This is a genomic window from Pseudomonas sp. URMO17WK12:I7, from assembly GCF_003269045.1.
Lineage (GTDB): Bacteria > Pseudomonadota > Gammaproteobacteria > Pseudomonadales > Pseudomonadaceae > Aquipseudomonas > Aquipseudomonas putida_J.
In genome coordinates, this window is record NZ_QLTL01000017.1 from 28,746 (window position 1) to 51,486 (window position 22,741).

Consider the following 22,741-nt stretch of genomic DNA (forward strand, 5'->3'; position numbering starts at 1 on the left):
TCGACTCAAGCTGAGGACAACAACAATGATCATCTATGGTGTGGCTCTGCTGGCGGTATGCACGCTGGCCGGCGTAATCGTCGGCGACTTCCTGGGCGTGCTGCTGGGCGTCAAATCCAATGTGGGCGGGGTTGGCATTGCCATGATCCTGCTGATCTGCGCACGGCTGTACATGCACCGCAATGGCGGCATGAGCAAGGAATGCGAGTTCGGCGTCGGCTTCTGGGGCGCGATGTACATCCCGGTGGTGGTGGCCATGGCCGCCCAGCAGAACGTGGTCACCGCCCTGCACGGTGGGCCGGTGGCACTGCTGGCGGCCATCGGTGCGGTGCTGGTGTGCGGGCTGACCATTGCCGTGATCAGCCGCAGCCATCGCGGCGAGCCGTTGCCGGCGCCTGAGGCGCCTGAAGTCGCCACTGCGCAGGTTGCCCCTGCAGGAGGGCGCTGATCATGTGGCCGATCATTGACAATGCCCTGGAACACAACGGCCTGATCACCGCCTTCGCGCTGGTCGGCGGGATCATGTGGTTGTCGGTGTTGCTGTCGAAGTACCTGACGTTTGGTCGGGTGCACGGCTCGGCGATCGCCATCGTCATCGGCCTGGTGCTGGCCTGGGTCGGCGGTACCGTGACTGGCGGGCAAAAAGGGCTGGCCGACATGGCGCTGTTCTCCGGCATCGGCTTGATGGGCGGGGCCATGCTGCGCGACTTCGCCATCGTCGCAACGGCCTTCGAGGTGCAGGCCACCGAAGCACGTAAGGCCGGGTTGATTGGGGCGGTATCGTTGCTGCTGGGCACGGTGCTGCCGTTCATCGTCGGTTGCGCGGTGGCCTATGCCTTCGGCTACCGCGATGCGGTGAGTATGACCACCATCGGCGCCGGGGCAGTGACGTATATCGTCGGGCCGGTGACCGGGGCTGCGCTTGGGGCGAGCTCGGATGTGGTGGCGCTGTCGATTGCCACCGGGTTGATCAAGGCGATTCTGGTGATGGTGTTCACGCCGGTTTCGGCGCGGTTGCTGGCGCTGGACAACCCGCGTTCGGCCATGGTGTTTGGTGGGTTGGCGGGGACTGTGTCGGGCGTGACGGCAGGACTGGCGGCGACCGATCGGCGGCTGGTGCCCTATGGTGCGCTGACGGCCACCTTCCATACCGGGCTTGGGTGCTTGATGGGGCCTTCGATTCTGTATTTCTGCGTCAGAGGGTTGGTGGGCTGAGATCCTGGGGCCGCAAAGCGGCCCCAGCAATCTGGCTCAATTGGCCCGGCTATACATCCGGCACTCTGCCAACAAGGCCAACAAATTCGGCTCGCGCTCCCGGGCCTTGAGAAACACCACCCCGATATGCTGCTGCAACCGATACCGTGCCTGCAGTGCTATCAACTTCACGCGGTTCTCGTACACCGCCGCGATCCGCCCCGGCAGTAGGGCAAACCCCACTCCCGAGCTGACCATGCTCAGTAGCGTGAAGATGTCGTTCACCTGCATCGCCACCTTCGGCTCGAACCCCGCCTGCTGGAACACCCGTGCACCGTCGCGGTGGGTGGCAAAGCCCTGGGTCAGGGTGATGAAGGTGGAGTCGGCGAGGTCCGCCAGGTCCACTTCCTGCTGCTCGGCGAACGGTGAATCGGTGGGCACGGCGAGGAAGATGTCGTCTGAGAACAGCGGCAGCTGTTCGCAAGCCGGGTCTGCCGCGCTTTCATCCAGTGATACCAGAATGGCTTCGAGCTCATGGTTCTTAAGGCGTTGCAACAGGTCGACGTTGGAGCCGAGCGTCAGGTCGATGTTGAGTTCGCTGCGCCGCAGCTTCAGGCCCATCACCAGCTTGGGCACGGTCTTGACGGTCAGCGAATACAGCGCGCCGAGGCGAAAGCGCTCGGCATAGAAACCGCCGGCCTCGCGGGTCTGGCGCACCATCTGCTCGGCGTCCTGGATCAGCTGGCGGGCTTTCTTTTCCAGCACGTAGGCGCTTTCCAGCGGGATCAGCTGGCGGCCTTCGTGCTTGAAAAGCGGGCAGCGCAGGGCGCTTTCCAGTGAGTGGATGGCGCGGTGCACGCTGACTGCACTGGTGGACAGTTCGGCGGCGGCGCGGCCGAGGTTGCCGCTGCGCATGAAAGCGAGGAAGGTCTCGAGCTTTTTCAGGGTCAGTTCTTCGTCGATCAGCATGCGCGTGGCCCAGCGGCAAGGGAGGCGCTGATCATGCCACAGCAACGTGCCTCATGGCGGCGGCAGGTTGTTTGCCAGCAAGCGTGCCCGGCGCAGTTGCGCAAGGTTGCGCGAGCCGGTGCAGAAGCAGGCGATGCGCAACTGGACCAGGAGAATATCGAAATGCTCCACCACGGCCTGGGTGGAGATCATGGCTGCATTCAGTACGTTAGCGGCCTGGCCTACCAGGTCGGCGCCGAGGCGGATGGCCTTGGCGGCATCGACGCCGTTGGCCACACCGCCGGAGGCGATCAGGCCGATTTCCGGCACGGCGCGGCGTACGGCGAGCAGGCATTGTGCGGTCGGGATGCCCCAGTCGGCAAACGCCAGGGCGATCTCGCGCTCTGCGGCGTTGCCGGCGCGTTCGGCTTCCACCGCTGCCCAGCTGGTGCCGCCAGCGCCGGCCACGTCGATCATGGCGACGCCAGCATCGCAAAGCATGCGCGCCACGCTGGGTGATATGCCTGCACCGACTTCCTTGACGATCACCGGCGCCGGCAACTGGGTGGTCAGGGTTTCGATGCGTTTGAGCACGCCGCGCCAGTCACGGTCGCCTTCTGGCTGTACGGCTTCCTGCAGTGGGTTGAGGTGGATGATCAGGGCATTGGCTTGCAGGGTGTCGACGGCACGACGCGCCAGGTCCAGGCCATCTGCCTCTCGCAACTGGGCGGCACCGAGATTGGCCAGTAGCGGCACATCCGGTGCCAGGCGTCGCAGCTCGCTGGTCAGGCCTTGGTCGTGGCCACTGCGCAGGCTGACGCGTTGCGAACCCACACCCATGGCGATGCCGAGTGCCTGGGCAGCTTCAGCGAGATGCTGGTTGATGAAGCGTGCGCGTTCGGCGCCACCGGTCATCGAGCTGATAAGCAGCGGGGCGAGCAGGGCGCGGCCGAACAGCTCGGTGCTCAGGTCGATATCGTCCAGGGCCATTTCCGGTAACGCGCAGTGTTCGAAGCGCAGTGCCGACCAGCCTGGGTCGACGCCGTGGGCGCTATTGCTGGTGGCCAGAACGATATCCAGATGATCGTCCTTGCGTTGACTCAGCGGGTTTTTCTTCATGCCGGCTCCGTTTCGAGGGGGCAGCAGTTGTACAGCGTGGGTTGTCTCGTATAGATAAGCTGAAAATCGGTACCACATCAGGCAGCAGCGGGTGCTGGCGGTTCATTCGGCGGTTGGAGTGGGGGCGCAAAGGTGTACGCGTAGAGGCTGGCAGGTGTTCGCCGAGCGTGTTGCAGCGCCTATGCGATCGAGCGCCGCCCGCGCGGCGCATCGCGGATGAATTCGCTCCTACGTCTGTTTCGGGCCAGTCATTCCTGCACCATTGGTGCGCGCCCTCTTGGCAAATGGCTGGAGACCAATAGGGTGGCGGCAGCGATATCTCCGATATCGAATGAAACAAACAAGGCCGACGGCGGTGACCTCACAGAAGCGTCTGGCCCGAAACAGACGTAGGAGCGGATTCATCCGCGATGCGCCGCGCGGGCGGCGCTCGATCGCATAGGCGCTGCAACGCTTTGGGCAACCACCTGCCCGCCAACAGTTGACCACCCGCCACCCCCCGCGTAGCCTTGCGACTTCGAGGTTCTTCGGCCATGCCGAAGCTAAGACGGGAACGCGGTACAAGCCGCGGCTGCCCCCGCAACTGTAAGCACCGACAATGGATCGACACAGCCACTGCGCCAACGTGCGGGAAGGCGTCATCCCCCTGGTTTCTTCCCTGAGAAGAACTGGAACGGTGCAAGCCAGGAGACCTGCCTCGAGACGATTTCGACTTTCAACCGGGCGGGGTGATCCGGTGGCGAACGAGCCCGGCCGGCCTGGCCCGCGGCTTTCGTCCCGTGTGCCCGCGCCAACTTGCCAAGGGCAACGCGACATGAAAACACTGGCCAAGCTCCCCGTCACCATCGTTACCGGCTTCCTCGGCTCGGGCAAGACCACCTTGCTGCGCCACATGCTCGACAACGCCCACGGCCGCCGCATCGCGGTCATCGTCAACGAATTCGGCGAGCTTGGCATCGACGGCGAAATCCTCAAGCAATGCAGCATCGGTTGCACCGAGGAAGAAGCCAGCGGCCGCGTCTATGAACTGGCCAACGGCTGCCTGTGCTGCACCGTGCAGGAAGAATTCTTCCCGGTAATGCGCGAACTGGTCGCACGCCGCGGCGACCTTGGTCACATCCTTATCGAAACCAGCGGCCTGGCACTGCCCAAGCCACTGGTGCAAGCCTTCCAGTGGCCGGAAATCCGTAACGCCTGCACCGTTGACGCGGTCATTACCGTGGTCGACAGCCCAGCCGTGGCCGCCGGCACTTTCGCCGCCTACCCAGAACAGGTCGACGCGCAACGCAAGCTCGACCCCAACCTGGACCACGAATCGCCGCTGCACGAACTGTTTGCCGATCAGCTGGCCAGCGCCGACCTGGTGGTGCTGAACAAGGCCGACCTGATCGACGCCGAAGGCCTGGCCAAGGTCCGTGCCGAAGTGGCTGAGGAGTTGCCGCCAGCGGTCAAGGTGATCGAAGCCAGCAGCGGCCGGCTGCCGCTGGACGTGCTGCTGGGCGTGGGCGCAGAGTCCGAGGTGCACATTGATGGCCGCCGCACCCACCACGACTCCCACCATGACGGCGACGATCATGACGATCATGACCACGACGCCTTCGACTCGATCTCCATCGACCTGCCCGAAGCTGACGAAAGCCTGCTGCTCGATGCCCTGACCCAGCTGGTAGTGGAGTTCGGCATCCTGCGCGCCAAGGGCTTCGCGGCGATCCCTGGCAAACCGATGCGCCTGTTGGTACAGGGCGTGGGCACCCGTTTCGACAAACACTTCGACCGCGCCTGGCGCGCCGACGAGCCACGCATCACCCGCCTGGTGCTGATTGGCCAGGACCTCGATGCCGTGCAACTGGAAGCGCGCCTGCGCCAGGCCCTGGGCGCCTGACCCATGCACCTGCTGCGGACCCAGCCCGGCGGCTTCGTGCCGGACGACAGCATTGCCGACCTCGGCCAGACACCCGCCGAGCTGGTGATTCTCTGCAGCGGCGACTCGCACCTGGCATTGCTCGCCGAAACCGCCGAGCAACTGCCGGACGATTTCCCCAGCCTGCGCCTGGCCAACCCGATGCAGGTGCAGAACCATGCCTCGGTCGACCTGTATGTCGACGAGGTACTGCGCCATGCCAAGGTGATCCTGGTGTCGCTGCACGGCGGCGTCGGCTACTGGCGCTATGGCGTCGAGCAGCTGGTCGAACTGGCGGCAAGGGGCGTGCAACTGATCCTGGTGCCCGGCGATGACCGCCCGGACCCGGAGTTGACCGGCTTGGGCACGGTCATCGGCGAGCCGGCCGAGCGCCTCTGGCACTACCTGCGCCAAGGCGGCAAAAGCAATGCCGTGAACCTGTTCAAATGCCTGGCCAACCAGTGGCTGGGGCGTGATTACCGTTGGGACGAACCGCAGCCTTTGCCGCGGACTTCGGTGTACCACCCGGGCAAACCTGGCGCGTTGCTTGAAGACTGGTACAGCCAGTGGAACGCCGAATACCCGGTGGCCCCGTTGCTGTTTTATCGCTCGCACCTGCAGGCCGCCAACACTGCGTTCATCGATGTGTTCTGCGAGCGCTTGCAGGCGGCCGGCCTTAACCCACTGCCCATCGCGGTGGCCAGCCTCAAGGAAAGTGCCTGCCTGGAGCAGGTCGAAGCCTGGCTGGACGAAGTAGGCGCCGAGGTGTTGATCAACACCACAGGTTTTGCCTTGTCCAGCCCGGAGCGCCCCAACCTGCGGCCGTTCCGTCGAGATATCCCGGTGTTGCAGGCCATTTGCGCGCAGGACAACCAACCCGGTTGGGAAGCCAGCGAGCAGGGCCTCGGTGCCCGCGACCTGGCCATGCACATCGCCTTGCCGGAACTGGACGGGCGCATCATCACCCGCCCAGTGAGTTTCAAGGACATGGCCTGGCGCAGCGAGCGCAGCCAGTCCGACGTGGTCTGTTACCGCGCTCACCCCGAACGCATGGACTTCGTCGCCGAACTGGCGCGCCGCTGGGTCGAACTGGCGCGCCTGCCCAATGGGCAAAAGCGTGTAGCCCTGGTGCTGGCCAACTACCCGACCCGCGATGGCCGCATTGGCAACGGCGTTGGCCTGGACACCCCGGCTGCTGCCCTGAACATTCTTCAGGCACTGCAGGCCGAGGGCTATCCGCTGGCCGCGCTGCCTGCTAGCGGCACGCAATTGATTCATCAGTTGCTTGGCGGGGTCACCAACGATCTTGAGCACCTCGACCAGCGTCCCTGCGCCCAGAGCCTGAGCCTGGCGGACTACCAGGCGGCGTTCGAACGCTTGCCCGAGGCCAACCGCCAAGCTGTGCTGGAGCGTTGGGGGCCGCCCGAACAGGACCCGATGTACCGCCAAGGCCGCCTGATGGTGGCCGGGCTGCGCTTTGGCCTGACCTTCGTCGGCATCCAGCCTGCGCGTGGCTATCAGGTCGACCCCAGCGCGGTGTACCACGACCCCGACCTGGTGCCGCCGCATGGCTACCTGGCGTTTCACTTCTGGCTGCGCCATGCCTTTGCCGCCGATGCCGTCATCCACGTCGGCAAGCACGGCAACCTGGAGTGGCTGCCTGGCAAGGGCGTCGGCCTGTCCGCGCAATGCTGGCCTGACGCGCTGCTCGGCCCGCTGCCGAATATCTACCCGTTCATCGTCAACGACCCAGGCGAAGGCGCCCAGGCCAAGCGCCGAACCCAGGCGGTGATCATCGATCACCTGATGCCGCCGCTGACCCGCGCCGAAACCTATGGCCCCCTGCGTCATCTGGAACAGCTGGCGGACGAATTCTACGAAGCCCAGCTGCTTGACCCGCGCCGTGCACGTGAACTGCAACGCGACATTCTCGAGCTGGTCAAGGCCAACCACATCGACCGTGAGTTGCAGCTCGAAGGCCAGCTGGACGATGCTGCGGTGTGGCTGCCACGCCTGGACACTTACCTGTGCGATCTCAAGGAATCGCAGATTCGCGATGGCCTGCATGTATTTGGCCAGTCGCCGCAGGCACGACTGCGCATCGATACCCTGCTGGCCTTGCTGCGGGTGGAGCGCGGCGATGGCCGCGGTGGCAACGCGAGCTTGTTGCGCACCCTGGCCAAGGCACTGGCGCTGGGCTTCGATCCCCTCGATTGCGACCTCGGCGAGGCCTGGTCAGGCCCGCGTCCGGCGCTGCTGCAGGCGGTGGACGAAGGTGCCTGGCGCACCTGTGGCGATACCCGCGAGCGCCTTGAGTTGTTGGCACTGCGCATCATCGAACAGGCACTTCAGGGGCGTGTGCCGTTGCCCGGCGCGCCCGAATGGCAGCCGGTGCACGACGTGATAAAAGCCCTGCGCGAGCAGGTCGCACCGGACCTGGATGCGTGCGGCGCTGCAGAAATCAATGGCCTGCTTGCTGCGCTGGCCGGGCGTTTCGTGCCGGCCGGCCCCAGCGGGGCACCCAGCCGTGGGCGCCTGGATGTGTTGCCCACCGGGCGCAACTTCTACACCGTGGATGTGCGCAACCTGCCGACCACCACGGCCTGGCGCCTGGGCTTCGCCTCGGCCAACCTGATCCTTGAACGCCACCTGCAGGACCACGGCGACCATCTGCGCCAGCTGGGCCTGTCGGTGTGGGGCACAGCGACCATGCGCACGGGGGGCGACGACATTGCCCAGGCCATGGCATTGATGGGCGTGCGCCCGGTGTGGGCGACCGGCAGTCAGCGTGTCGACGACTTCGAGATCCTGCCGTTGAGCCTGCTCGATCGCCCGCGAGTGGACGTGACACTGCGTGTATCGGGCTTCTTCCGCGATGCCTTCGGCAACCTGATCCGCCTGTTCGATGCCGCAGTGCAGGCGGTGGCGGCACTGGACGAGCCCGACGACCTCAACCCCTTGGCCGCCCGGGTGCGTAACGAACGCGCCAGCTTGCAGGCACAGGGCGTGGATGCCGATCAGGCGGCGCGTCAGGCCGGCTGGCGGGTGTTCGGGGCCAAACCTGGCGCCTACGGTGCCGGCGTGCAGAACGCCATCGATGGCCGCCTGTGGCACAACCGCGACGACCTTGCCGAGGTGTACCTCAACCACGGTGGCTACGCCTACGGTGCCAGCGATGAAGGTACCCCGGCACGCGCCCAGTTCGCCCGGCGCCTGGGCCAGGTGCAGGCGGTGCTGCAGAATCAGGACAACCACGAGCACGACCTGCTCGATTCCAACGATTACTATCAGTTCCAGGGCGGTATGCTGGCGGCTTCGGAGACCTTGTCCGGTGCCGCGGTGGCCAGCTACCACGGCGACCACAGCCAGGTCGACCGGCCGCGGATCCGCACCTTGAAGGAAGAGCTGAACCGCGTGATACGTGCCCGTGCCCTGAACCCGAAATGGATCGACGGGGCGAAACGCCACGGCTACAAGGGGGCGTTCGAGTTGGCCGCGACTGTCGACAACCTGTTCGCCTTCGATGCCACCACGCACCTGATCGACGACCATCATTACCAGTCGCTGGCCGATGCCTATGTGCTCGACCCAGCGACCCGCGACTTCATGCGCGAGCACAATCCCGAGGCCCTGCGCGACCTCACCGAACGCTTGCTGGAAGCCCAGCAGCGCGGGCTCTGGGAAGCCCCCGGTGACTACCGCGAGGCGCTTGAGGAGCAGTTGCTCGACGGCGAGGAACAGGCTTGAAATGAGTGAACCCGTACAATTTCCGCTGGCTGCCGTGGTCGGTGCCGAGGACCTCAAGCTGGCCCTGTGCCTGACCGCCATCGACCCGAAGATCGGTGGCGTGCTCATCGAGGGCCCGCGCGGCATGGCCAAGAGCACCCTGGCGCGCGGCCTGGCCGACCTGCTGGGCGAGGGCCCGTTCGTGACGTTGCCGCTGGGGGCCAGTGAAGAGCGCCTGGTCGGCACGCTGGACCTGGATGCCGCACTCGGCCAGGGCAAGGCGCAGTTTTCCCCCGGAGTGCTGGCCCACGCCGACGGCGGCGTGCTGTATGTCGATGAAGTCAACCTGCTGCCAGACACCCTGGTCGACCTGCTGCTGGATGTGGCCGCCAGTGGCACCAACCGCATCGAGCGTGACGGCATTTCCCATCGACACAGTGCCCGTTTCGTCCTGATCGGCACCATGAACCCCGAAGAAGGCGAGTTGCGCCCGCAGTTGCTCGACCGCTTTGGCCTGAATGTAGTGCTTGAAGGCCTGCCGGCTCCGCAGGCTCGTCAGCAGATCATTCGCCGACGGCTGGCCTTCGATAGCGACCCACAGGCGTTCTGTGAACAGTGGGCCAGCGCCCAGGAGCAGCTGCGAGAGCGCTGCCACGCTGCGCGTCAGGGCCTGACAGCAATCGCACTGGACGATCAGGCCCTGGCCTGGATCACTGAGCGTTGCTTTGCTGCCGGTGTCGATGGTTTGCGTGCCGACCTGGTCTGGCTACGCGCCGCCCGAGCCCATTGTGCCTGGCGCGGTGGGCAGGCGATCGAAGAAGGCGATGTCGACGCCGTGGCAGAGTTCGCCTTGCGCCATCGCCGGCGTACGGCGCCTGAGGCGCCGGCCACTGCGCCGCCTGGCGCGGCTGATGGCCGCGACAGCCAGGGCGAGGGCGGGCAGGGCGACTGGGGCGCGCTGCCTGCGCAGCCTGTGAGCAGTGGCGCGCGGCGAGAGGTACCAAACTGGGCAAAAAAGCCCTGAGCATCCGCCAGCCTGTCTTGAGGGTGGCGGATGCCATGCCCCGTGCCGGAAAACTGGCGGGTGCCAGCCGTGGCCGCGCCCGTGCGGCCTCCACTGGCCGGGTGGCATGGCTGCCGACTTTGCTCAAAGGGCGCCCCACGTTGCGCCAGGACCTTTGCTGGCAACAGCGCCAGGCCCAGGCCAATGAGTTGTGGCTGGTGATCGTCGACGCCTCGGCGTCGACGCGGCGCAATCAGGCCTTGGCGCAGTGCAAGGGCTTGCTGGCCGAGCTATTCGACCAGGCCTATCGGCAACGCGCCCGTCTTGCCCTGCTGACCGCCAGCGGTGGCGCACCGCAATGGCAGCGTCACGGGCTCAAGGCATCGGCAAGCCTGCAGCCTTGGTTGCAGGCCTTGGGCGCTGGCGGCGGCACACCTTTGATCGCAGCGCTTGAACAGGCGCGGCGCTGGCTGCAGGCCCGGCAAAAAGCCCATCCTCACGAGTTGCAGCGTTGCCTGGTGTTTACCGATGGTCGCCTGCAACGTTGGCACGCCGTGCAACCCATGCCCTGTGCCACCGTTCTGGTAGACATGGAATTGGCGCCAGTGCGCCTGGGGCGAGCACAACAGTTGGCCACGGAGCTACAGGCCGAGTATCAGCATCTTGAGCAATTCAAGGTCAAGAAGTAAGGGCGGCGGGAAGTGCTGGCGCGACACTTTGTCGCAATAAGAAAGTTGCCTGGCAACGCCATTGCAAAGTTATGCAAGTGCGTGCCTGGCACACACTTGCAGGGAAGCTGCACTATTACTTCGGCATCGACCAAGGCTGCAGGTCATACCCTTTCTGGCACAGTTCGGCACGCACTTCCTCGATCAGGCTGGCCCATTGCGCAGGGTCCGAATAGATACGCGACGACACTTGCTTGCTGCCAATACGGGTGCTGGTCCGGTCGATGACCGCCAGGCTCAGTTCGCCGGTGCCGTTGGGCGCATCCCAGGCCACACACTGGAAGGGCTCGAAAGCGTGGTCGGCAATCAGCAGTGCTTCGTTGACACGGAGCGGGGCATTCATGGTTCGGTCTCTCTATGGTCCCAAACATCGAAATAAGGTCCGCGTAACTGCTACGTCGCTTCAAGTCTTATCGCGATCCGCAGCGCGGGGTTATTCGTACTGATGCTCCAAGTTAGGGGTGGAGTCACACAGATAATGTAAATTTTTTGCGGGTTACAGATTTTTTGTTTCCCTGCGCCGCCTGTGACGCCATTAAATCTGGAAAATTCCCGAGCGGGTTCGGGCGGATACAACCCGGCAGACAGACGGTCGTGAGCAGCGTCAAGTTCGTTGCTACTGTTAATTCGGCGCCGCAACTTGCTGTTTTCACGTAAAAAACCAACAATTGGCGCCAAGGAACGGTCATGCACGAGACTGCCGCTCTTCGTCGCTTGCTCATCGTCGACCCCTGCGATGATTGCCACCGTCTGTTACCCGGCCTGGAGAGTGCGGGCTGGGAAGTTCACAGCTGTAGCCTGGACCTGGCCCTGGAGCACCGATGCGATATAGGCCTGTTGCGCCTGCAGGCATCCCACCTGCGGCATCCGGACGCGGTCAAGGACATGATCAAGCGCAGCAATACCGAGTGGATCGCCGTGCTCAATGCCGAGCAGTTGCGCATGCAGAATGTCGGTGACTTTGTCTGCGAGTGGTTTTTCGACTTTCATACCTTGCCGTTCGACTTTTCCCGCGTGCTGGTGACGCTTGGGCGGGCTTTTGGTATGGCCCGCCTGCGCGGCAAGGGCGCGGTGAGGGTAGATGGGCTGGAACACGAACTGCTGGGTGACAGCCGCCCGATCCTGGAATTGCGTAAATTGCTCGGCAAACTGGCACCGACCGAGTCCCCGGTGCTCATCCGTGGTGAGAGCGGTACGGGCAAGGAGTTGGTAGCGCGCACGTTGCACCGGCAATCACAGCGCAGCGAAATGCCGTTCGTCGCCATCAATTGTGGGGCGATACCTGAAAACCTGATCCAGTCCGAGCTGTTTGGTCATGAGAAAGGTGCCTTTACCGGGGCCCACCAGCGCAAGGTCGGGCGTATCGAGGCGGCTCATGGAGGGACCTTGTTCCTCGACGAAATTGGCGACCTGCCCCTGGAGTTGCAGGCTAACTTGCTGCGTTTCCTGCAAGAAAAGCACATTGAGCGGGTGGGTGGGAGCCAGCCGATACCGGTCGACGTGCGGGTACTGGCGGCAACCCATATGGACCTGGAGAAGGCCATTGAGCATGGGCGTTTCCGTGAAGATCTGTACTACCGGCTCAACGTGCTGCAGGTAATCACTGCGCCACTGCGTGACCGGCATGGCGACCTGTCGATGTTGGCCAACCACTTTTCGCATTTTTATAGCCTGGAAACAGGCCGCAGACCGCGGTCATTCAGTGATAACGCGCTGGCAGCGATGGGGCGCCACAACTGGCCTGGCAATGTGCGTGAGCTGGCCAACCGGGTAAGGCGCGGGCTGGTGCTGGCCGAAGGGCGCCAGATCGAGGCCCAGGACCTTGGCCTGCAGGGCCTGGAGCAGGAAGAACAGCCGCTGGGCACCCTGGAAGACTACAAGCACAGGGCCGAACGCCAGGCGCTGTGCGATGTATTGGGCCGGCACAGCAACAACATGAGCATTGCCGCGAAGGTGCTTGGGGTATCGCGGCCGACGTTCTACCGGCTGCTGCACAAGCACCAGATTCGCTGATCAGCTGGATTGGACGATATGCCCGTCGGACAAGTCTTCCAGCGGTTCTTCTTCGCCGGGTAGTGCGGTAATCACGCTGAAATCACTGACCTCGACTTCGCCGCCGCCATAACCGAGCAGGTGGAAGGAAAACGCCTTGCGCATGGTCGGGTTATCAAAGCCGAATTCCATTTCCAGCGGTTTGTCGGCTGTTACCTGGATCTCCTCGGGCAACCCCAGTGGCACATCCTGCTCCAGCTCCTTGGCCTTGAGCTGGATATAGGCGGCGTGCTGCGGGTCCAGCGCACGCACCTTGACCCGTACACGCGTGTGCGAGCCCTCGGGCATTTCCAGGTACTGCGCGCCGATCAGGTTGTCGGCCCAGTCGTCGCGGATGCGTGCCTGCAATTGGATGGCGGACGGGCCGCCGAACTGATAGCGCAGGTTGAGCGGGGTTTGCAGCAGGGACTGGTCGAGCACGCCGGCCAGTGCGCCGATCTGAGCGCCGAGGTTGCTGTCGCCGGTGCCGAGGTACCGGGCCTGGTCGGCGATGAAGCCTGGGCTGTCGTAGCGGCGGCAGCGCTGCTGGAAATCGCATTCGGTATAGACGCCCTTGCCATCGTGGTAGCGCAGCATGCCGTTGGTGTAGGAAATCATCTCACGGCCGCTGTCGTAATCGCGGTACAGCGAGCGCCCGCCGAGCGCGACCGGGATTGGCAGGGCAAAGTAGTCGAGCAGGGAGGTGGCCAGGTCGATGTGGCCGTAGGTCCCGTGCTTGATGCGTGGCAGTTGTGCCTGCTCCGGTGCCAGGGTCAGGTTGAAACCCCAGGACGAGGCCAGGCGCACGCCATCGATACCGTGGGATTCATCCGAGGTCACCACCACAAGTGTGTCCTTGAGCACGCCCTGGCGTTCGAGGTTGTCGAGGAACGCGCCGATCGCATCATCCAGGTAGGCGACCGCCGCTTGCTTGGCGGTGTCGTAACGCTGCAGGTAGTCATCCGGGGCGGAGTAGGGCTGGTGGGTGCCCACGGTCAGCAAGGTGAGCATCCAGGGGCGGTCCTGCTGGCGCAACTGCCCGACATAATCCAGCGCCCCTTCGAAGAACGCCCGATCATCCTTGCCCCACGGGAACTCCAGGTAATTCTTGTTGCTGAACCACTCCAGCCCGTTAACCGTGTCGAAGCCGATATGCGGCATGATCCGGTCCTTGGCCATGAAGCGCAGGCCGGCGCCTTGCAGGTAGTGGGTGCTGAAGCCGGCCTGGCGTAGCTGTGCCGGCAGGCACGCCTGATTGCGCTGGTGCTGGGTGAGCAGTTCGACACCCTTTGGCGTGCCGTTGGCCAGCTTGTCGTAGTCACCGCACAGCATCGCGTACAGGCCGCGGATGGTCTGGTGCGTGTGCAACACGTAATCCGGGGTGTTCATGCCACGCTCGGCCCATTGGCTGAGCTTTGGCATCAGGTCTTCGTCGAAACGGCTGTGCAAGGCCTCGCGGTTAGGGCGCACATAGGCGCCAGGAATGCCTTCGAGGGTGATGACCAGCAGGTTGCGAGCGTGGCCTGGTGCCGCCAGCAGTTTTTGCCCGCTCAGGTCATGCTGGGTCAGGCCGGCACTTGGCAGCGGCGTGATCGTGGGGGCCTGGCCCGCCCAGTGCTGGGCGTGACGTTGCAGGTCGCCGGCGGCGGCAGACAGCAACTGATGGGACAGGTTGTACTGGTGCCATTGGTCCGCATCGCTGGATGCCAGGTGCTGGCTGCCCCAGTGTGCAGCGAACAGCAGCGCCGGGATGGCCCAGGCCCTGCGCGCGAGTTTCGCGCCGGGTTGCCTGCGGCTGCGCCAGGCAGTGGCCAGCCAGACCAGCAGGCCGCCCGCCAGCAACGCGGGCAGCCAGGCATGGGCCAGGCCGCCGCCAGTGGAGTTTTCCATGAATTGCGGGTCGAAGAGGTAGGCCAGGTCGGCGCTGTTCGGCAACCTGCCAACGGCGCTGACCAGTTCGGCCGACGCCACCCACAGTGCGGCCCAGGCCAGCAGCACCGGCAACGCGAGCCACCAGGGGCGGCGCTGCAACAGGAGCACCAGCAGGCTGCCCAGTGCCAGGTCAGACAGGTAGCCATACGGGCTGGACCAGCCCAACAGGGCACGCATGACCAGGGGGATCACCAGCACCAGTGTTGCCAGGGCGAGAAGCCGGGTGCGTGGTGGGCCTTGCAGGTTCTTCACGAAAACTTTCCTTTTTGCCATGAAATCGTCACACATTTGTGCGCGATGATAACAGGCCGATACCAGGAAAGCCGTTGGCTACAAGGTTGGTAACCAATTGGGGGGCGCGCTGCGCCCCGGTTGTCAGAAGTAGTACGGGAATTTCAGGCTGAAGGAAAAGTCCGGCGCATCTTCTGTCAGGCCAATCGACAAGTTCGGCACGATTGTCAGGTTGTTGGTAGCGGCAAAGGTCAGGCCGACGTTGAAGTTGGCGGCGTTGTAATCGCTGTTGGTAATCGACTGCCAGTCCCCCCCGTCAGGTTTGATCTTGCTCTTCCTGGAGAACTGGTCGGTGACCGAGAACGACATGCTCATCTTCTCGTTCAGGGCGAATGCGATACCGCCGCCGACCTGCCAGGAATCACCCAGTTTCACGTCGCCCGGGACCTTGGTGTTTACCTGCGGGCTGATGTCGCTGAACGAATCCTGCATGTTGTAGGTGTATTGCAGGCTGGCGAACAACACAGCCGGGTCGAACGTCTTGACCAGCGAAAGCCCTGGCGAGATCGACCACACACCATTGCCGGTGGGCAGGTCTTCCGGGACCGCCAGGTTGTCGTTGCCCGTGCTTTGTATCAGCTTGATGCCATAGGGGTCCTTGCCCGTGGGCGCCTTGACGCGCAGCGTGGCCACCGCATCAGGCCAGGTTTCGTTTTCATCGATGAACTTGTAGGCAATGCCGAAGTTGACGTCGCCGATGGTCGGGTCACGCGTGACCGACGCATCGGACGTGACCCCGGCGGCCCCGCCTGCGCCACCGGAGGAGTAGGTGGACTCGCGGTAGACGATGGGCACGTTGATGTCGAATTGCCAACGTTGGTCGACGTTGTAGCGCGCGGTCAGGTCAAGGGTCCAGTTATCGGCCTTGATGCGGTCGATATTGATGTTGCCCAGGAAAATCGAGTCCAGGGCCAGGAACCCGTTCAGGGTCAGTGCACGGGTATCGTAATGGGTGTAGGTGACGCCGGTTTCGACGCTGAATTTGCCGCCACCGAAGAAGCCGCTCGCTTCGTCATACAGGTTGGACACGCTCTGCGCCGGTTCCGAGTTGTCCTGCAGCGACTGCCCATAGGAGCTGCCGCTGCTGCCTGGCGTGCCGGTGGCCACGGTCTGGCCGCCTTTTACCCCCTCCGCAGGGGACTTGGTGAGGCGCTTGGGCGCGGGCTGGGCCGGTGCTTCTTCGACCTGTTTGAGCCGTTGTTCCAGCACCATCAATGCGTTCTGTTGGGCTTCGTAGCGCTCTTTCAGCGCAATCAGTTCTTGTTTGAGTGCTTCGACCTGAGGGTCGGTTGCCGCCTGTAGCAGAGTGGCCGGAGCCAATGAAGTAATGCAAACGATAGCTCTGAACGTCAACAAACGGTGCATGGATTAGCCGTCCCTTCTGACTACATACGATGAGACTTGAGCGTAGATCAGTATCCGAGATTGCGAAGGCCTTTCAGCTGCTCGAGATTGGTGCCCATCGAACCTGTCATCGGCGCATTGTCACGCAGCACCACATTCAGCGATGTCAGGTTGCTGACGCGGTTGCTGACGCCCAACAGGGTGGTGTTCTGCATCAGCCCACCCTGGCCCAGGCTTTGCGCCGAATTGCCCTGGTTGCCGTTGGCGACGATATTCATCTGCACGCCAGCGCTCGTCGACGACACGCTCATCGAGCCTGCGCCATTGCTCCCGGTCAGTGTCGAGCCTGCCGCCAGGGCTTGCCCTTGCGGCTGGCTGGCTGGCGCCTCGTTGCCCTTGGTGACATTGATGTCGACATTGTTGTTGGCCGCGTTGAAGTCGCCAGCCGCACGTACCACCTGGGTCACGCCCTGCGTGGTGTTGAGCCCGCTGCCGCCGGTGACGGTGCCGGTACCGGTGCTACTGGTCTGCGCGTTGCCAGAGCCTTTTTCATCGATCATCGACACATAGAACTGCGGCTTGATGGTCGATTGCTGGATTTGCATCGCCGACGTTGCGCCAATCACTTCGCCGTTGGCGTTCTGCCAGGTGCTGGTCATGACGATGCCAAAGCTCACGATCCGCCCAGGCATCACGTAACGGCCGCGCAGGTTGGCCAGGTCCTGGTCCTTCAATTCGATTGGTTTGAACGTTTCTGCCTGGGTTGGCAGGCTGGCGGCGAGGCAAATCACTGCCAGCCAGAGGGAAGTCTTCATGGAGTGCTCCCGGAGCGTCTCGCCCTGCTTCACTGAAAGAAGGTCATTAGAAGAAGTCGCTTTGAATGAAACCGAAGTCCATCAATTCCGCGTCCTGAACCGGGGTGAAGTTGCTGACGCGGTTCTTGGCGCTCAGCGGCAGCGGCGGGTCGAGGAGGATGTTGCTCTTGTCGTAACCCTGGCCGATCACGGCGAAGATGATGCCGTTCCAGCCCTTGACGAAGTCATCGAGCTTGAAGCGTTTGTGGCCCAGCACCGGGTCGCCGATGTAGACCCAACCTCTGTCGACTTTCTGCATGACCACGAAATGTTTGTAGCCGCGAATGTCCATGAGTACGACCACCGGAATGCGGATGCTGTGCAGTGTGTCAGGGGCTACCTTGTAACCGCGTGCACGCATGCCCAGGCTTTCCACATATTTCTTCATGTCGAGCATGGAGAACCCTTGGGTACGGACCAGGTCCTCGTTGGCGTGGGCGAGCATGCCTTCGATCACCTGGTGCTCATCCACGTCCAGCCAGTAGGCCTGGCGCAGGATGGTCGCAAGCGATGCCGCGCCACAGCTGAAATCGGTTTTCTGCTGTACCAGGTCGGCGAACTTGCGTTCGCGAATACTCTGGATCGGTTTGTAGATCACTGCACCACCTGGCAGCACGGACAACGGCATCTGCGAAGCTTCGCTGACACTGGCGATGCACAGCAGAAATGCCAAGGCGATAATGCGCATGGTCGACGCCCCCTGCCTTTTTCTTGTTAGAAAGAGGCTCCCCGCAGGGAGCCTCCAGAGCGCAGCAGTTACATCGAGGTGTTGGAGATGGCCAGCGAGTTGCTTTGCTGGTTGCCCACACCTGCCGCCACGTTCACGCCCAGGTTGCCGCTGCCACCGTTCACCGAGCCACTCAGGGTGGCGGTGTTGGTCACAGGGTTGGCCCAGCCGGTCGGGGTCAGCACTTGGAACGACACGGTGTTGCTCAGGGCATACTCGCTAGACTCGCTGAAGCTCTTCGAGATGCTGTCCGACGATTGCGAAGCTTTTTCGCCGGCTTTGTCGTAGGCCGAGGCATTGGCTTTTTCCCATGCCGATTCGTTGGCCTTCTCGTAGGACGTGTCGCGAGCCTTGTCATAGGACGAGTCATGGCTACGGTCATACGAAGAGTCACGGGCCCTGTCGAAGGACGAGCTCAGCGACTTGTCGAACGACGAGTTGCTGGCCGACTCATGCGACTTGTCGACCGATGCATCCAGCGAAGCGCTGAGCGATGCATCGAAGTCGTTGCTGCGCGAGCGAGTGAAGTTGCCGAAGGTTTGCGACGACGATGCGCTGCCATTGGCGCTGGCATCGAGCGATGCGCTAACCGTGGTATTGGACGAGGAGCTGTGGTTGTTGCTGGCGCTTCCGTTGGCAGCGTAGTTGTTCGAACCACTGGCGCTCATGCTGTTGCTGCCACTGGAGTTGCTGCTGTTGGAGCCGCTGGCGGTCATGCTGGTCGAACCGCTGGCGCTGCTGCTTTTGCTGCCGCTGGCGCTGCTGCTGTTGCTACCCGATGCGCTGTAGCTCGAGCTGGAGCTCTTGTCGACGCTGGCGTCGAATGCGCCGCTGCGCGAGGCCGAACCGCTCGAGGAGGTGGTGAAGGTCAGCGTGTCGACCCGGTAGGTGCGGTCGGCAGCGTTGTTCACCTCAAGGCCAGGGCCGTTCTGATTGGCCGAAGCAGTAGCGGTGGAATTACCGATAGCTGCTGCGTTGTTGGCGATGGCCATGCTGTTTTTCTGCTGGTTGAGATCGCCGCCAGCAATGTTGATACCCACGTTGCCGCTGCTGCCTTCGGCAGAGCCGCTCATGACGGCGGAGCTTTGGGTCGACCAGTTGTTGACCTTGTTGTTGTTGCTGCGCTGGGTAATCTCGGCCGTGGCAGTGGAGGTGCCAAAGACGAAGCTGTTATCGATCGCCGCGTTATCGGACGAGGTATTGGCGATAGCCGAGGCGTTGGCCTGCTGGTTACCGTTACCTGCCGCCACGTTGACGCCCACGTTGCCACTGGCGCCAGTGCCGGAGCTGCTCATCTCGGCTTCGTTGATGGTGCCTTGATTGTTGATGGTGTTACCGGTGCTTCTCTGCCCATCATTTGCGTTGGCAGTGGCATCGGTCATCACCGCGCGTGCCGGTGGTGTGTGGTTGTTGTGATTGTCGTGACCGCGACGATTGTTCTGATCCGCTTGTGCAGCAACAGCCATGACCGCAGCAATTGCGAAAACCAGAGGCTTGATTGCCATCGAGGGTTTCATGGTGTTTCTCCGTCTTTAGGTTAAGTGTTGTTCTTACCTGGTACCTGCAGGGTCAGTTCGCGACCCGTACGCTCAGGGTGTTTGCCGTCTGGTTGCCCACCCCGGCGCTCTGATTCAGCTGGATGACCCCGCGGCTACCGGTGAATGCCTGGTCACCAGTGGTGACATGGCGATAGCCGGGTGAGGTATCAGATGGATCGGAGCTGTTGATCAGCGCCACGTTCTGTTGCAGAAGGACGCTGTCATCGATGCTTTGCGGTTGTGTACTGATGCTGATGCGCAGGGCGTTGGCCTGCTGGGTCGCCGCGCCTGCACTCTGGTTGACGCCCAGTGCGCCGCTGCCATGGCTGAACGCACTGCCCTGGATACTGGCAGTGGCGCCCATGTTGGGGTCGACGATGGATTGCTGGCGTTGGCGGATCTGCGTGGTTGCAGCCGCCTCGTGGCCCGTGGCGATGGCCCGGGCGTTGGCTTGTTGCTGGCCATCGCCAGCGGCCTGGTTGACGCTGAAGTTGCCTTGGTACTGTGCGCCGGAACTGTCGATGTTGGCGTCGTTGATCACCGGAACCGGCGATTGCGCCAGCGCCGAGGCACTGCTCAACAGCGCCAGGATAAACAGCGTCTGCCTCATCTCATTTACCTCCCGTGAGGATCTGCAGGGGGGCAAGACCGCGCTGGACGCTCGAGTTGACCATGTTGGCAATGCCGCTGCCCGAACCTGTGCCACGGCCGGCAGCCTGGTTCGCCAGCTGCGTCTGGTTGCCGATGGCGCCGCCAAGGTTGTCGGTCTGCTGGGTGATCAGCGAAGAAATGCCGGTGCCGCTGGTGATGCTGGCAAAATCGCCATCACTCAATTCGTTGGTTTGCTTGATGACGTATGCGGAAGGGTTGGCATTGGCAGTGGTGGGGTTGGGGTCCGGCGCCAGGGGCGCGCGAATCGCCATTCTTGGCTGAACATCCCGGGTGATCACGATGATGCCGTTGTCGGCCTGTACCGGTAGCGCCGATCCCAGTGCACAACCGACCAGCAGCAGGCTAAAAATGCCTCTATCCAGTTTCCCCATGACGGCTACTCCTTCTTCGAGCGCTGGTCTTGTTCAGCGTTGCGAAAGAGGAGAGCGAAAGCCGTGCCGGTTTTTGATAGTTGTTATAAATCAGAGGGTTGAGCGAATTGCCTGAATTAATTGTGAATTTGCTGTATCAGGGCTGAGACAAATTTTCAGTGATTCGGCGTTTGGCCCGGCATTTGCGGTGCTCGAAGGGGCTTTTCCACGAATGTCTCACAACCTTGACACTGCCACCACAAATGGCTGGAAGCCCGCAGATACTGGGGCTTGGCTTCACCCGGGTGTGTCATGGGGTTAACACTCGGTGGGGCAGTAGGGGGTTTTCCCTTCCAACAGTTGCTGTACCGCAAGCAGGGCGGTTGCGCTGCGTTGCGGCCAGTCACCCTCGATGACCCGCATGATTTGCCCATGGTTCTTCAGCCACTGGTGGCTGTCGTCGAAAAACACCTGGCGGTCGGCAATATCTGGCTGGCTGCGCTGGCCATCGGCGACCCAGCCCACCCCTTGCGGGCTGAGCAGCAGGTGCAGGTCGTAACGACGGGCAAGCAAAGCCTGTTCCAGCCAGGGCGGGCAAGCGTCGAACAGGGCGCGGCTCCACAGTATGTTGCTGAGCAGATGGGTATCGAGGATCAGCAGTTCAGGTGCCTGCTGGCGAGCCTGGTCTTCCCAGGCCAGCTGGCCGCGGGCGATGGTGGGCACATCGGCATAGCAGGTGTCGCGGCATTCCTGGTCGATGAAATGGCGCACGTACTCACCTACCACGATACCGCCGAAATGCGCCTGGATTTCACCGCTGAGCCAGCTCTTGCCGCTGGATTCCGGGCCGCACAGGACAAGGACCTTCATGCTTGCACCAAAGCTGGGTCACGGCGCCATTCCAGCCAGCCGCGCACCGCGATCAGGGTCAACACGGCAAAGAAGCCGGCCGTGAAATACAGCTGCTGGTGCAGGTATTGGCCAACATAGACCACATCCACCACGACCCAGAGCGGCCAGCATTGCACACGCTTATGCGCCATCCACAGTTGCGCGACCAGGCTGAAGCCGGTCAACGTGGCATCCAGCCAGGGCAGGGCAGCATCGGTCCAGCCGGCCATCGCTGCCCCTAGCGCCGCGCTCAGCACCAGCCCAGCCGCCAACCCGCCGAACATCGACCGGGTTGGCAGGCGTGAGACCTGGCGAGCGTCTTCGACCCGGTCCGGGCGCTTCCACTGCCACCAGCCATATACCTGCAGTACGGCGTAGGCCAGCTGCAGCAACATGCCCGAGTAAAGCTTCACCTCGTAGAACAGCCAGCCATAGATAAGCACCATGACCAGGCCGATCGGCCAGCACCAGGCGTTCTGTTTGACGGTGAGCCACACGGCGGTGACGCCGAGCACGGCGGCGATGAGTTCAAGGCCGGACATCGGCGATCCTTGGTTGGCAAAGGGCGGCGATTGTAGCTTGTGCGGGGCAGGAGGTGTAGCGCGCGAGCGGCGCCAGCCCATTCGCCGGGCTGGCGGCGCACGGGCTGCTGATCACACCCGGTTCAGACCCGGAACTGGCGCAGCAGTTGTTCCAGCTCCTCGCTCAGTTGCCCCAGGGCCACGCCGGCGTCGCTTGACTGGCGCGCAGCATCGGCGGTCTGCTGCGAAAGCCCCGCGGTGTCCAGCACATTGCGGTTGATTTCCTCGACCACGTGCGACTGCTGCAAGGTGGCGCTGGCGATCGAGGCGTTAAGGGCGGTGAGGTTGTGCAGCGCCTGGCTGATGGCATCCAGGCTGGAACCGGCCTCGCGGGCTTGTTGCACAGTCTGGCGCGAGGCCTCGCTGCTGGTGTCGATGGCTTTGACAGCCGCATCGGACTGGCCTTGCAGGTGCTCGATCATGGTGTTGATTTCGGCAGTCGACTGCGCGGTGCGTTGCGCCAGCAGGCGTACCTCGTCGGCGACGACAGCAAAGCCACGGCCCTGTTCGCCAGCGCGTGCGGCCTCGATGGCGGCGTTGAGGGCGAGCAGGTTGGTCTGCTCGGCGATGGCGCGGATCACCTCAAGCACCCCGCCAATCTTCGTGCTGTGCCCGGCCAGATCACGGACCACCTGCACGGCCTGCTCGATGGTTGCCGAGAGGCGGTCGATCTGCTGCAGGCTGCCGTGGATGGCCTGCTGGCCATGCTCCACTTGCTGTTGCGCGGCGCGCATCTCACCGGCGGCCTGTTCGGCCGTCTTGGCCACATCCTGCACGGCATAGGTGACTTCGTTGACGGCTGTTGCCACTTGGTCCATCTGCATCGACTGCCGCGCGCTGTGCTGCTGTGCGGCGCCAGCATTGTCGCCGACGTGCCCGGCCGACTGCGCCAGGGCATGGGCGGCGCCCTGG

The 22,741-nt window shown here is 63.3% G+C and carries 21 protein-coding genes and 1 riboswitch; of the genes, 7 read left to right on the top strand and 14 right to left on the bottom strand.

Going from position 1 to position 22,741, the window contains the following annotated elements; genetic code table 11:
• Positions 1–25: 25 nt before the first annotated feature.
• Both madL and madM read left to right on the top strand, forming a co-directional pair.
• On the top strand, positions 26–448 hold the full coding sequence (madL, locus tag H040_RS21915) for a malonate transporter subunit MadL (RefSeq protein ID WP_027919304.1): 423 nt from the start codon (positions 26–28) through the stop codon (positions 446–448).
• Positions 449–450: 2 nt separating this feature from the next.
• On the top strand, positions 451–1,215 hold the full coding sequence (madM, locus tag H040_RS21920) for a malonate transporter subunit MadM (RefSeq protein ID WP_027919305.1): 765 nt from the start codon (positions 451–453) through the stop codon (positions 1,213–1,215).
• Positions 1,216–1,251: 36 nt separating this feature from the next.
• On the opposite strand, the gene H040_RS21925 is transcribed toward madM, so the two are convergent.
• Together H040_RS21925 and fni are read right to left on the bottom strand one after the other, a co-directional pair.
• Entirely contained in the window at positions 1,252–2,163 is a 912-nt protein-coding gene (locus H040_RS21925; RefSeq protein ID WP_027919306.1) for a LysR family transcriptional regulator, read from the bottom strand.
• A 51-nt stretch (positions 2,164–2,214) separates the two neighbouring features.
• On the bottom strand, positions 2,215–3,261 hold the full coding sequence (fni, locus tag H040_RS21930; RefSeq protein ID WP_027919307.1) for a type 2 isopentenyl-diphosphate Delta-isomerase: 1,047 nt from the start codon (positions 3,259–3,261) through the stop codon (positions 2,215–2,217).
• A 503-nt stretch (positions 3,262–3,764) separates the two neighbouring features.
• Positions 3,765–3,975: riboswitch (cobalamin riboswitch) on the top strand.
• 100 nt (positions 3,976–4,075) lie between these two features.
• On the opposite strand from fni, the gene cobW reads away from it, so the two are divergent.
• The 4 genes from cobW to H040_RS21950 are packed head-to-tail and all read left to right on the top strand — an operon-like array spanning position 4,076 to position 10,579.
• The gene (gene cobW, locus H040_RS21935) at positions 4,076–5,143 is read left to right on the top strand and encodes a cobalamin biosynthesis protein CobW (RefSeq protein WP_027919308.1); all 1,068 of its coding nucleotides are present in this window, start codon (positions 4,076–4,078) and stop codon (positions 5,141–5,143) included.
• A 3-nt stretch (positions 5,144–5,146) separates the two neighbouring features.
• On the top strand, positions 5,147–8,908 hold the full coding sequence (gene cobN / locus H040_RS21940) for a cobaltochelatase subunit CobN (protein ID WP_027919309.1): 3,762 nt from the start codon (positions 5,147–5,149) through the stop codon (positions 8,906–8,908).
• Between the two features lies 1 nt (position 8,909).
• Positions 8,910–9,911 (top strand): ATP-binding protein, encoded by a 1,002-nt coding sequence (locus tag H040_RS21945; protein ID WP_027919310.1) that lies wholly within the window; start codon positions 8,910–8,912, stop codon positions 9,909–9,911.
• A 35-nt stretch (positions 9,912–9,946) separates the two neighbouring features.
• Positions 9,947–10,579 (top strand): vWA domain-containing protein, encoded by a 633-nt coding sequence (locus H040_RS21950; RefSeq protein WP_050437225.1) that lies wholly within the window; start codon positions 9,947–9,949, stop codon positions 10,577–10,579.
• Between the two features lie 115 nt (positions 10,580–10,694).
• Here H040_RS21950 and H040_RS21955 read toward each other — a convergent pair whose 3' ends face one another.
• Together H040_RS21955 and H040_RS27310 are read right to left on the bottom strand one after the other, a co-directional pair.
• Positions 10,695–10,961, bottom strand: coding sequence for a hypothetical protein (locus H040_RS21955; protein WP_027919312.1), 267 nt, complete (start codon positions 10,959–10,961; stop codon positions 10,695–10,697).
• Positions 10,962–11,085: 124 nt separating this feature from the next.
• Positions 11,086–11,307 carry a hypothetical protein gene (locus tag H040_RS27310; RefSeq protein WP_143512544.1) on the bottom strand — a complete coding sequence of 74 codons (222 nt, stop codon included), beginning with the start codon at positions 11,305–11,307 and terminating at the stop codon, positions 11,086–11,088.
• Between H040_RS27310 and H040_RS21960 the strand changes: the two genes are divergently transcribed.
• Positions 11,306–12,631 carry a sigma-54 dependent transcriptional regulator gene (locus H040_RS21960; protein ID WP_027919313.1) on the top strand — a complete coding sequence of 442 codons (1,326 nt, stop codon included), beginning with the start codon at positions 11,306–11,308 and terminating at the stop codon, positions 12,629–12,631. The two genes, H040_RS27310 and H040_RS21960, sit on opposite strands and share 2 nt — an antisense overlap.
• Here the strand turns inward: H040_RS21960 and H040_RS21965 are convergent, their stop codons facing one another.
• From H040_RS21965 to H040_RS28200, 10 genes are all read right to left on the bottom strand, one after another.
• On the bottom strand, positions 12,632–14,833 hold the full coding sequence (locus H040_RS21965; RefSeq protein ID WP_027919314.1) for an LTA synthase family protein: 2,202 nt from the start codon (positions 14,831–14,833) through the stop codon (positions 12,632–12,634).
• Positions 14,834–14,956: 123 nt separating this feature from the next.
• Positions 14,957–16,237, bottom strand: a complete 1,281-nt coding sequence (locus H040_RS21970; protein WP_027919315.1) for a hypothetical protein — start codon at positions 16,235–16,237, stop codon at positions 14,957–14,959.
• A 47-nt stretch (positions 16,238–16,284) separates the two neighbouring features.
• The gene (locus H040_RS21975) at positions 16,285–17,031 is read right to left on the bottom strand and encodes a hypothetical protein (RefSeq protein ID WP_027919316.1); all 747 of its coding nucleotides are present in this window, start codon (positions 17,029–17,031) and stop codon (positions 16,285–16,287) included.
• A gap of 46 nt (positions 17,032–17,077) precedes the next feature.
• Entirely contained in the window at positions 17,078–17,758 is a 681-nt protein-coding gene (locus H040_RS21980; RefSeq protein WP_027919317.1) for a C39 family peptidase, read from the bottom strand.
• A 68-nt stretch (positions 17,759–17,826) separates the two neighbouring features.
• On the bottom strand, positions 17,827–19,314 hold the full coding sequence (locus H040_RS21985; RefSeq protein WP_027919318.1) for a hypothetical protein: 1,488 nt from the start codon (positions 19,312–19,314) through the stop codon (positions 17,827–17,829).
• Positions 19,315–19,366: 52 nt separating this feature from the next.
• Positions 19,367–19,945 (bottom strand): hypothetical protein, encoded by a 579-nt coding sequence (locus H040_RS21990; protein WP_027919319.1) that lies wholly within the window; start codon positions 19,943–19,945, stop codon positions 19,367–19,369.
• A 1-nt stretch (position 19,946) separates the two neighbouring features.
• Positions 19,947–20,378, bottom strand: a complete 432-nt coding sequence (locus H040_RS21995; RefSeq protein ID WP_027919320.1) for a hypothetical protein — start codon at positions 20,376–20,378, stop codon at positions 19,947–19,949.
• Between the two features lie 297 nt (positions 20,379–20,675).
• Complete coding sequence (locus tag H040_RS22000; protein ID WP_027919321.1) at positions 20,676–21,227, bottom strand: AAA family ATPase; 552 nt, start codon at positions 21,225–21,227, stop codon at positions 20,676–20,678.
• Entirely contained in the window at positions 21,224–21,790 is a 567-nt protein-coding gene (gene pnuC, locus H040_RS22005) for a nicotinamide riboside transporter PnuC (protein ID WP_027919322.1), read from the bottom strand. Before pnuC ends, H040_RS22000 begins: the two co-directional genes overlap by 4 nt.
• Before the next feature lie 122 nt (positions 21,791–21,912).
• Entirely contained in the window at positions 21,913–22,653 is a 741-nt protein-coding gene (locus tag H040_RS28200) for a methyl-accepting chemotaxis protein (protein WP_442966512.1), read from the bottom strand.
• Positions 22,654–22,741 lie beyond the last annotated feature (88 nt).

Bases quoted from the DNA above. Each gene is read 5' to 3' on its own strand.
- H040_RS21975 (WP_027919316.1), bottom strand. From the start codon at position 17,031: ATGAAGACTTCCCTCTGGCTGGCAGTGATTTGCCTCGCCGCCAGCCTG.
- madL (WP_027919304.1), top strand. From the start codon at position 26: ATGATCATCTATGGTGTGGCTCTGCTGGCGGTATGCACGCTGGCCGGC.
- H040_RS27310 (WP_143512544.1), bottom strand. From the start codon at position 11,307: ATGACCGTTCCTTGGCGCCAATTGTTGGTTTTTTACGTGAAAACAGCA.
- H040_RS21925 (WP_027919306.1), bottom strand. From the start codon at position 2,163: ATGCTGATCGACGAAGAACTGACCCTGAAAAAGCTCGAGACCTTCCTC.
- H040_RS21960 (WP_027919313.1), top strand. From the start codon at position 11,306: ATGCACGAGACTGCCGCTCTTCGTCGCTTGCTCATCGTCGACCCCTGC.
- H040_RS21990 (WP_027919319.1), bottom strand. From the start codon at position 19,945: ATGAGGCAGACGCTGTTTATCCTGGCGCTGTTGAGCAGTGCCTCGGCG.
- cobW (WP_027919308.1), top strand. From the start codon at position 4,076: ATGAAAACACTGGCCAAGCTCCCCGTCACCATCGTTACCGGCTTCCTC.
- H040_RS21950 (WP_050437225.1), top strand. From the start codon at position 9,947: ATGCCCCGTGCCGGAAAACTGGCGGGTGCCAGCCGTGGCCGCGCCCGT.
- H040_RS21970 (WP_027919315.1), bottom strand. From the start codon at position 16,237: ATGCACCGTTTGTTGACGTTCAGAGCTATCGTTTGCATTACTTCATTG.
- pnuC (WP_027919322.1), bottom strand. From the start codon at position 21,790: ATGTCCGGCCTTGAACTCATCGCCGCCGTGCTCGGCGTCACCGCCGTG.
- H040_RS21995 (WP_027919320.1), bottom strand. From the start codon at position 20,378: ATGGGGAAACTGGATAGAGGCATTTTTAGCCTGCTGCTGGTCGGTTGT.
- H040_RS21955 (WP_027919312.1), bottom strand. From the start codon at position 10,961: ATGAATGCCCCGCTCCGTGTCAACGAAGCACTGCTGATTGCCGACCAC.
- H040_RS22000 (WP_027919321.1), bottom strand. From the start codon at position 21,227: ATGAAGGTCCTTGTCCTGTGCGGCCCGGAATCCAGCGGCAAGAGCTGG.
- fni (WP_027919307.1), bottom strand. From the start codon at position 3,261: ATGAAGAAAAACCCGCTGAGTCAACGCAAGGACGATCATCTGGATATC.
- H040_RS21945 (WP_027919310.1), top strand. From the start codon at position 8,910: ATGAGTGAACCCGTACAATTTCCGCTGGCTGCCGTGGTCGGTGCCGAG.
- cobN (WP_027919309.1), top strand. From the start codon at position 5,147: ATGCACCTGCTGCGGACCCAGCCCGGCGGCTTCGTGCCGGACGACAGC.
- H040_RS21985 (WP_027919318.1), bottom strand. From the start codon at position 19,314: ATGAAACCCTCGATGGCAATCAAGCCTCTGGTTTTCGCAATTGCTGCG.
- H040_RS28200 (WP_442966512.1), bottom strand. From the start codon at position 22,653: ATGCAGATGGACCAAGTGGCAACAGCCGTCAACGAAGTCACCTATGCC.
- madM (WP_027919305.1), top strand. From the start codon at position 451: ATGTGGCCGATCATTGACAATGCCCTGGAACACAACGGCCTGATCACC.
- H040_RS21980 (WP_027919317.1), bottom strand. From the start codon at position 17,758: ATGCGCATTATCGCCTTGGCATTTCTGCTGTGCATCGCCAGTGTCAGC.